The sequence below is a fragment of the Yeosuana aromativorans genome, assembly GCF_014646655.1.
GTDB lineage: Bacteria > Bacteroidota > Bacteroidia > Flavobacteriales > Flavobacteriaceae > Yeosuana > Yeosuana aromativorans.
The window spans coordinates 223793-232670 of record NZ_BMNR01000006.1 but is presented as its reverse complement, the minus strand read 5'-3'; the positions used below and the strand labels follow the sequence as shown (position 1 = coordinate 232670).

The window sequence follows — 8878 nt, the reverse complement described above, 5'->3', positions numbered from 1 at the left end:
TGAACTAGATTTTCAACATCTTGAGGTACAAACCAGCTGTGTTGCCATGCATTGCCTTCGGTGTAATCGGTATGTTCTCTGTGATTGGAATGTTTCGGGTCAAACGGTTCGTTCCAAGATACACCATCATCCGATTTGCCGCGCATGAACCCTGTTTCTGGATCAAACACATATTGATATGCTTTAGAACGATTCAAAAAATACTTGTAATCATCCTCTTTCCCTAAAGCTTTGGCCATTTGTGCCACACACCAATCATCGAACGCATATTCCAACGTAATGGTAACGGATTCGTCCAATAAATTATAAGGAACATATCCGTACTTTTTATAAAGGTTTAAACCACGTTCATCTTGCATCATGGTTGCTTTCATGGCTTCATAGGCTTTTTCAGCATCAAACCCTTTAATTCCCTTTTGATAAGCATCTACAATAACAGGAATGGAATGATATCCTGTCATACAATTGGTTTCATTGGCATAAAGCGTCCAAACAGGTAAAATGTTTTTGGTGCCGTAATAGGCCAACATGGAGTTAATAATATCTGATGTTTTATCAGGAGCTATCAAAGTCAGTAAAGGATTTTCTGCCCTAAACGTGTCCCAAAGCGATAAAGTAGAATACGCTGTATAATTTGTAGCTGTTACAATACTATCGTTCCCTTTTCTAAACTGTCCGTTTTTATCACTAAAGGTTACTGGTGCTAATTGTGCATGATATAAGGCGGTATAAAAAATGGTTTTAAGAGAATCAACAGGAGTTTCAACCGCTATTTTTGATAGTGCTGTATTCCAAGTGATTTCAGCGTCTTCTCTTACTTGTTCAAAATTGAAATCTCCGGCATCTAAATTCTCTTTGGCATTGGCAACACTAACTGATGACACGGCCACTTTTGCAAGTAATTCGTTACTGCCTTCTGCATTAAAAAATAATTGTGCTTTGGCTTTTTCTCCTTCCACAGATTGCCCATCAATACTATTTTGATTCTCCACTAACGTATATTTTGAAATAGGTTTGGAAAATGTAGCAACAAAAAATACTTTCTGGTTTTTTGCCCAACCTGTACTAAAACGGTAACCGCTTATGGTGTGGTCATCTTCAATAGTTATAGTCGTTTTTATGGCTTTATCCCAATTGATAGCAAATCCTAAATCTATAACCACTGATTGCTCGCTTTTTTCAGTAAAGGTATATTTGTGATAGGCCGTTCTTAAAGAAGTTGTCAATTCTACATTCACTTTTGGATCCTCAAGAAACACCTGATAATATCCAGGGCTTGATTTTTCATTAGTATGGCTATATGATGATTTATATGGAAGTGAATCTCGTGAGGTTGTATTAAAAGTTAAGTCAACTGCTTTGCTTGTTGGCATAAATAGTATATCGGCCAAATCGCCAATACCAGTTCCACTTAAATGTAAATGGCTAAATCCGGCAATTATGGAATCTGAATAATGATATCCAGAGCACCAGTCCCAACTTGAAATACCATTATCTGGACTCACCTGCACCATTCCAAAAGGAACCGTGGCTCCAGGGTAGGTATGCCCATGTCCACCGGTTCCTATAAAGGGGTTGACTAATTTTACAATGGATGCTTTATGTTGCTTATTTTCAGTCGTACTTTCTTTGCAACCAGAAAATAAAACAACTAATAAAATAAAAAGGGTAACGTTTTTCATATAAAGACATCATAATTTAACTTTAAATTTTCACTAATTTTATTGTTTATAAAAGTAATTTAGACGGATAACACATTAAAAGCCCTAAACACCATAAAAACCAAAATTAAAATGTTTGTTCAGCTATGAGCTATGATGATAACAAAATCTACCGAATATCATGGAAATATCATGTCATTTTTTGGGTTGTATATTTTATGTTTAACACCTTTAGGTGGGGCAGTTATTTTAATGATTATTTATATTCTTTCAAGTCTAATTTGCTTGGGTTTCCCATACACATGGTATCCAGTTACTTAAATATACTTGTCTTTATGCCTTTTTTGGTATACAGAAAAAAATATGTTTTATATGTTATTTCTATTTTATCAACCATATTCATTATGGTCGTGGTAAAGTTTAATTTAACCTATCTGTTATTTGGCCCTGACAAGATTTGGCCAGAAGGACCTGAGCACATCAGTAGATTGTCACTCAATTATGCCATAGATATGATGATTGGCGAACTTTATGTTGTTGGTTTTGTTGCCGCCATTAAAATTACCTTGGATTTTTTAAAAGAGCATAAACGGGTTGCTGACCTTGAAAAAACTCAACTGGAAACAGAATTACAATTTTTGAAAAATCAAATCTCTCCCCATTTTTTCTTTAATACACTTAACAATATCTACTCATTGTCTGTTGTCAAGTCCAATAAGACGCCTAAAATAATTTTAAAACTGTCTGAGTTGATGCGCTACATGCTTTATGATACCAAAGCAAAACGGCAAAGTTTACAAAATGAAATAATGTGTATTCAAAACTACTTGGACTTAGAGCGTGTTAGGTATGATGATTCACTTGAAGTAAACATGTACATTTCGGGCGATATACAAGATAAAGAGATTGCCCCTATTTTATTGTTGACATTTGTTGAAAATGCCTTTAAACACGGTGCCAACAAAAATATAGGAAAGGTGAAAATAGACATTAACTTTAAAATTAAAGAAAAATTCCTTTATTTTACCATTACAAATCCAATGCCTTTAATTACCAGCCATAAAAATAATTTAAAGCAAGCTAGCGGGATTGGATTGGAAAATGTAAAAAAAAGACTTGCTTTAGGATACGATAAAAATGATTATAAATTAGTCATTCATAACAAGAACAATAAATTTATTGTAAAGCTGAAAATCAAAGTAGGTTAAATAACTGTAATTGCGAGAAAACCAATGCTCACACATAATCCCTTTAAATACTAATAGCAAAAAAGACATGAACAAAACTTGTTTGATTATTGATGATGAGCCTTTAGCCATTAATGTTATCAAGAATTATTTAGATCAAATTGAAAATTTTGAACTTATAAGCTCTTTTAGCAACGCCATTGATGGTCTAAACTTCTTAAAAAACAATACCGTTGATGTTATTTTTTTAGACATCAATATGCCTGTGCTTGACGGCATTAATTTTATAAAAAGTTTAGAAGAACCGCCTCTATTGATAATCACCAGTGCCTATGACGAATTTGCCATAGAAACGTATGAATTGGATGTTTTGGATTACCTAGTAAAACCCATTGAGTTTCCTAGATTTATGAAAGCGCTCAACAAGGTTGAAAAAAGATTTAATATTATTAATAAAGTCCCTTTAGAAAAGACGAAAGAACGCCTCTTTATCTTTGTTAAGATTGACAAGAAAAAAATGAAAAAAATCTTTTTGGATGAAATTTTGGTAATTGAAAGTTTAAAAGATTATCTAAAAATAAACACGCTTACAGGCCGATATATTGTACACAGCACCTTAACAGATTTTACAGATTTGTTGCCTTCCAGAGATTTTATACGCATACACCGATCATATACCGTTGCCATTGATAAAATTGATGCCATTGAAGGAAATAGCGTTGAAATAGAAGGTCTTAGGTATGTCATTGGCAGATCTTACATAGATGACGTAAAGCAAAAGATTTTAAATTCCTCCATTTAAAACCGGCTAAAAAAAATTGATGGCTATCACTTTTTTATAAGAGATAACCATCAATAACTTAAAAAACTAAACTAAACAATTATAAATACTATTAATCTAAATCATTATTTTATTTTAAAAGTAGTGCCGTTTAAAAGCTTCAATGGCTGCATAATCGGCTAATCCTAAATCATTATATTTTTTTGCGGTCTCCCTATTTCTGTCCTCTGCACGAACCCAAAACTCTCTGGAATCGTCTCCTTGAAACATAACACCATCTTTTTGGGATTGGTGGTAAAAAATAGCATGACGCTTTTTAAGAACTTGATCAGGGCTCATGGGTACGGCCATTTCAATTTGATAAGGCTCCCATTCGTGCCAAGCACCACGGTACAACCAGACCCAACAATCTTTTATAAACGGTTTATGTTTCAATCTTTTTAAAGCTTCCAGCAAACTGTCAAGACAAACTTTGTGGGTACCGTGCGGATCGGCCAAATCACCAGCTGCATAAATTTGATGTGGCCTTACAGTTTCAATCATATTACACATAATTTCAATATCAGCTTCTGAAAGATTGCTTTTCTTAACGGTTCCTGTTTCGTAAAATGGAAGGTCCAAAAAGTGAACATTGCTATCTGGTAATCCCAAATATCTTGTCGCTGCAAAAGACTCGCTTCTTCTGATAACACCTTTCAATTTCCTGACCTCTGGAGAATCTATATCATTTTCAGATTTGTTTTTCAAAAAATCTATAATGCGTTCTGATTCTGTCGATTTAGAATTTAACGCCATGGAAACTTCTGCAAATTTTAAGGCTTCTTCATTGGAAACTGCAATATTTCCTGAAGTTTGATAGGCTACATGCACCTCATGACCTTGCTCTATAAGCCTATCAAAAGTACCTCCCATTGAAATCACATCATCATCTGGGTGCGGACTAAAAATAATAACTCGTTTTTTGGCAGGCGTTGAGCGTTCTGGTCTATAGGTGTCATCTGCACCTGGTTTTCCACCGGGCCAGCCCGTTATGGTGTGCTGTAATTTATTGAACATTTTAATGTTCAAATGGTACGCAGTACCCTCTTCTGTTAATAGGCCCGCCATACCATTGTCATTGTAGTCCTTATCTGTTAATTTAAGAAATGGTTTTCCTGTCAATTCACTCAACCAAACAACCGCTTTCAGTTTTAAATCATCAGTCCACACACATGATTTAACCAACCAAGGCGTTTTTACTCTTGTTAATTGCGAAGATGCATCGCTGTCTAAAACAAAGGTTGTATTGTTGTGTTCCTGTAAATAGGTTGCTGGTACTTGTGAGGTAATTTCACCTTCTATGGTTTTTTTTAGAATGTCAGCTTTATTAATACCCCATGCAAGCAACACGATTCGTTTAGCACTTCTCACAGTTCCTATTCCCATAGTAATGGCTTTTCTGGGAACATTGTCAATACCTAAAAAAGCTGGAGCGGCATCTACACGTGTTAGGTGGTCTAAAGTAATACTTCGTGTGCCCGAGTTAATATGAGATCCTGGTTCATTAAACCCAATGTGGCCTGTTCTACCAATACCTAAAAGTTGAAAGTCCAATCCGCCATAGGATTTTATTTTCATTTCATAATCTATGCAATATTGGCGAAGTTCTTCTGGACTTACTTTTCCATCAGGAATGTTGATGTTTTCCGGGAGAATATCTACATGATTAAAAAGATGATCATGCATAAAGTAAAAATAACTTTGAATATTATCTTTATCCATTGGATAATACTCATCTAAATTAAAAGTCACTACATTTTTAAAGCTCAACCCCTCTTCTCTATGCATTCTAACAAGCTCTTCATACACTTTTATAGGGGATGATCCTGTTGCCAAGCCTAACACACAAGGTTCATTCAATTCTTCTTTTCGCTGAATTAAATTGGCTATTTCTTGCGCTACCAATATGGAAGCCTCAAGAGAAGAGTTAAAAATAACGTTATGGATTTTTTCAAAGCGTGTATCTTCAAATTTACCTGCTTCTTTATAACTTATCCCTTCTTTTTCTTTATAGCTAATATCTTCTGTAATCATTTGGTAGTTGCTATTTTTGTTCATAAAATAAAACTACCAATAAGCTATTATTTATCAATCAAAAATTCGACTAATAACAAATGTGCATCGGCAAAGGAGTGATGAATCGTTTATTTTATCAGTCACTTATCAAAGGAATAATATAAACAACTGTTCTGAAAAATATGGTTGTGATTTATTAATTTTTTAAAAGCAAATTACACCTTTTTAATCACATTGGTCACAATGCCCCAAATAACAAAATTGTTCTCTTCGGTGATTTTAATAGGCTTATAATTGGGGTTTTCTGGCTGTAACCAAACATCGCTTCCAACTACTTTTAGACGTTTTACGGTGAACTCGCCATCTAAAAAACAGACCGCTATTTTATTATTTGCAGGTTCTAAACTTCTGTCTATAACCAATAGATCATTGTCATCTAATCCAGCCCCAATCATGGATTGTCCGCTAACACGCGCATAAAATGTAGCCAGTTTGTTTTTTACAAGGATGTTGTCCAATGACAGACGTTCTTGCTTAAAATCTTCGGCTGGTGATGGGAAGCCAGCAGATATTCCTGTGTCAAAATAAGGTATTCCAGAATGTTCAGAAAATTCTGGAGTAAAAAACGATAGGTTTTGGGCGTGTGTTGTTAGCATTTTATAGTTATAATATCGTTAATATCTGTGGTATATCTTGGTGATAAGCGTTCTTGACGCATTTTCCAGGTGCGTTTTAAATCTTGGTTCCCCAATTTTATTTTATAATCCCTATACTTTTTGTTCAAACCATCTATAGCCTGCATTAATGGCTGGTGCTTTGGGTTTTCATGCTCAAACAAATCCAGTTGATGATTGTTTGTTGGTACAATACCGGTTACAATAACGCCTGCCCGTTTGTATTTTATACCAGATTTAAAAACGGAAGTTACCGCTTTTACAGCACAATCGCTTATAATTAGTGATGAATTAGTAGGATATGGTAAACTCACCATGGTACTTGCTTTATGTTGCTCTAAATCCTTTTTGTGTCTATCACTGCTCAACATCACAATAATCATGTGGCAACTGGATTGTTGCTTTCTAAGTTTCTCTGCACAACTAGTGGCAAAGGTTGAAATGCGTTCTTTAATGTTTTCAATATCTGAAAAGGTGTATTCAAAACTTCTGGTGGTTGCAATAGCTCGCTTATTCTTAATTTCATCTAGTTTTAGCGTAGGAATGCCTTCAAGATCTTTTTTTAACTTCCACTCGGTAATAGAAAAATTTTTCAAAACCCATGCATCAGAAAGTTGAACAAAATCATAAGCTGTATTGCAGTTTTTATGTTTTAAGCGTTTGCTTAACCGGTACCCAATACCCCAAACATCTTCAATTTTTATCCACTTTAAAGCCTTTATTCGTTTTTCTTCAGAATCAATTACGTAAACATCTTTGGTTTGTTCTGGAAATTTTCTGGCAATCTTATTGGCCACTTTACTCAAAGCTTTTGTAGGAGCAATGCCTATACTGGTTGGAATGCCTGTCCATTTTAAAATACGCTGGCGCATTTGATTGCCATAATCATCAAAATTATAATTATCAAAACCCTTGAACTGCAAAAATGCTTCGTCAATGCTATATACCTCAACATCTGGTGTAAACTGTTCCAGTATTTTCATGACCCGATTGCTCATATCACCATACAATGGATAGTTTGATGAAAACACTTTTATATTGTGTTCTTTACAGAAATTGTCCCATTTAAAAATAGGTGCTCCCATGGGTAAACCAATGTGTTTGGCCTCATCACTGCGTGAGATCACACAGCCGTCATTATTGCTTAAAATGGCAATAGGCTGATGCCGCAAACCAGGATTAAAAACCCGTTCGCAAGACGCGTAAAAGTTATTACAATCTACTAAGGCATACATAAGAGTAAAGATAAGGAAACCTTAAAACTATTTAAATTTTTAACAGTATCAATCTAAAAAAGTTTAGTCCCCTTTATAATGGAATATCCTGTGCGTTTATAGGTTACTTTAATGCCGTTTGCACAAAAATGGTATACCGCTTTTACTTTTTGCTCTGTAAAAGACATTAGTATTACTTCTGATACATCACAGTTATTATCTTTAGCGACTTTTTGTTTTACGTCGTCTATTGTGGCACGTCCCTTTTTTAATTGCGCCTGGATTTTTTGGTTCAATTCGGGTTCTACAAATCCTTCTGGCAGGTCACAACTTTTATTGGCAAGAGGTTTTTCCGTATCAATATACTCCCATGTATAATCAGCTTTTAATAAAACGCGCCTGCCATTATCTGTTTTTAGAATCATATTGTTTTGGCCAAAGCCCATACTTGAAACAATAAACAAAAAAAGAAGGAAAGTAGTTCTCATAGCAGACAGTTTATAGTCTTTCAAAAATACATTTTTTAATGGAAACTGTTGATGTTAATCTTCAACATACTCTAAAATATCTGCTGGTTGGCAATCCAATGCTTTGCAGATGGCCTCTAAAGTGGAGAACCGAATGGCTTTTGCCTTACCAGATTTTAAAATAGAAAGGTTCGCCTCTGTAATATCAATTATTTCAGCTAATTCTTTACTCTTCATGTTTCTCTTGGCCAACATCATATCAAGGTTTACAGTTATTGACATGGTTTAAATGGTTAAATTGTTTTCTTCTGTTGCATCTTTGGCCACTTTAAATACTTCACTTAAAAACAAAAAGAACAAGCCTGTTATTACAAATAAGAACAATGAGAAATCCAGACCAAACGATAGACGATTTTCCAACAACAATTTTAAAATGATATTAACCACAAAAAACCCAATACCACAAATAAGAAAGAGGGTTCCCATTTTTTTGAAATTTGTAATTACACTTTCAGAAAAATAATGCCCATCCACTAGCTCTTTAACAGTGTTTCTCATTACCTGAATGGCTCTGAAATAAAAATAAAGTACAAGACCCAATAATGTAATGACGGTAATACTTTTACCAATACTCAATTCACCAATGTCTATTTGGTTACCAAAAAGACTCATTGTATAGGGTTGATTTGTAAATAACAGCAATGGAATCGTTATAAAACCTGCTACCAAAGCAACAATCATAAGGTAATAATAGATGTTGATGAGGGTTTTTAAAACAGTTATTGTTTTCATAAAATTATTGTTTAACGATAACAAATATATAAAATTTATCGATAAAC

The 8878-nt window shown here is 34.3% G+C and carries 9 protein-coding genes; 2 read left to right on the top strand and 7 right to left on the bottom strand.

Translation table 11 applies throughout. The features are described from left to right. Nucleotides 1–1682, bottom strand: a 1682-nt coding sequence (locus IEW94_RS14005; RefSeq protein WP_188654155.1) for a GH92 family glycosyl hydrolase, incomplete at its 3' end; no start/stop codon positions are given. 125 nt (nucleotides 1683–1807) lie between these two features. On the opposite strand from IEW94_RS14005, the gene IEW94_RS14000 reads away from it, so the two are divergent. Together IEW94_RS14000 and IEW94_RS13995 are read left to right on the top strand one after the other, a co-directional pair. Further along, nucleotides 1808–2869: a sensor histidine kinase gene (locus tag IEW94_RS14000; RefSeq protein ID WP_188654153.1), complete on the top strand. Its 1062-nt coding sequence runs from the start codon at nucleotides 1808–1810 to the stop codon at nucleotides 2867–2869. Nucleotides 2870–2936: 67 nt separating this feature from the next. Continuing rightward, complete coding sequence (locus IEW94_RS13995; protein WP_188654151.1) at nucleotides 2937–3650, top strand: LytR/AlgR family response regulator transcription factor; 714 nt, start codon at nucleotides 2937–2939, stop codon at nucleotides 3648–3650. A 114-nt stretch (nucleotides 3651–3764) separates the two neighbouring features. On the opposite strand, the gene nagB is transcribed toward IEW94_RS13995, so the two are convergent. The 6 genes from nagB to IEW94_RS13965 form a co-directional block, all read right to left on the bottom strand. Beyond that, entirely contained in the window at nucleotides 3765–5702 is a 1938-nt protein-coding gene (nagB, locus tag IEW94_RS13990; protein ID WP_188654149.1) for a glucosamine-6-phosphate deaminase, read from the bottom strand. Nucleotides 5703–5899: 197 nt separating this feature from the next. Then, nucleotides 5900–6340: a LexA family protein gene (locus IEW94_RS13985; protein ID WP_188654148.1), complete on the bottom strand. Its 441-nt coding sequence runs from the start codon at nucleotides 6338–6340 to the stop codon at nucleotides 5900–5902. Then, on the bottom strand, nucleotides 6334–7593 hold the full coding sequence (locus IEW94_RS13980) for a Y-family DNA polymerase (RefSeq protein WP_188654146.1): 1260 nt from the start codon (nucleotides 7591–7593) through the stop codon (nucleotides 6334–6336). Before IEW94_RS13980 ends, IEW94_RS13985 begins: the two co-directional genes overlap by 7 nt. 53 nt (nucleotides 7594–7646) lie before the next feature. Next, nucleotides 7647–8060, bottom strand: coding sequence for a DUF3157 family protein (locus tag IEW94_RS13975; RefSeq protein ID WP_188654144.1), 414 nt, complete (start codon nucleotides 8058–8060; stop codon nucleotides 7647–7649). Between the two features lie 54 nt (nucleotides 8061–8114). Next, nucleotides 8115–8321 (bottom strand): helix-turn-helix domain-containing protein, encoded by a 207-nt coding sequence (locus IEW94_RS13970; RefSeq protein WP_188654142.1) that lies wholly within the window; start codon nucleotides 8319–8321, stop codon nucleotides 8115–8117. A 3-nt stretch (nucleotides 8322–8324) separates the two neighbouring features. Then, nucleotides 8325–8831 carry a DUF2975 domain-containing protein gene (locus IEW94_RS13965; protein ID WP_188654140.1) on the bottom strand — a complete coding sequence of 169 codons (507 nt, stop codon included), beginning with the start codon at nucleotides 8829–8831 and terminating at the stop codon, nucleotides 8325–8327. Nucleotides 8832–8878: the final 47 nt, after the last annotated feature.

Bases quoted from the DNA above. Each gene is read 5' to 3' on its own strand.
- IEW94_RS13965 (WP_188654140.1), bottom strand. From the start codon at position 8,831: ATGAAAACAATAACTGTTTTAAAAACCCTCATCAACATCTATTATTAC.
- IEW94_RS13975 (WP_188654144.1), bottom strand. From the start codon at position 8,060: ATGAGAACTACTTTCCTTCTTTTTTTGTTTATTGTTTCAAGTATGGGC.
- IEW94_RS14000 (WP_188654153.1), top strand. From the start codon at position 1,808: ATGAGCTATGATGATAACAAAATCTACCGAATATCATGGAAATATCAT.
- IEW94_RS13985 (WP_188654148.1), bottom strand. From the start codon at position 6,340: ATGCTAACAACACACGCCCAAAACCTATCGTTTTTTACTCCAGAATTT.
- IEW94_RS13980 (WP_188654146.1), bottom strand. From the start codon at position 7,593: ATGTATGCCTTAGTAGATTGTAATAACTTTTACGCGTCTTGCGAACGG.
- IEW94_RS13995 (WP_188654151.1), top strand. From the start codon at position 2,937: ATGAACAAAACTTGTTTGATTATTGATGATGAGCCTTTAGCCATTAAT.
- IEW94_RS13970 (WP_188654142.1), bottom strand. From the start codon at position 8,321: ATGTCAATAACTGTAAACCTTGATATGATGTTGGCCAAGAGAAACATG.
- nagB (WP_188654149.1), bottom strand. From the start codon at position 5,702: ATGATTACAGAAGATATTAGCTATAAAGAAAAAGAAGGGATAAGTTAT.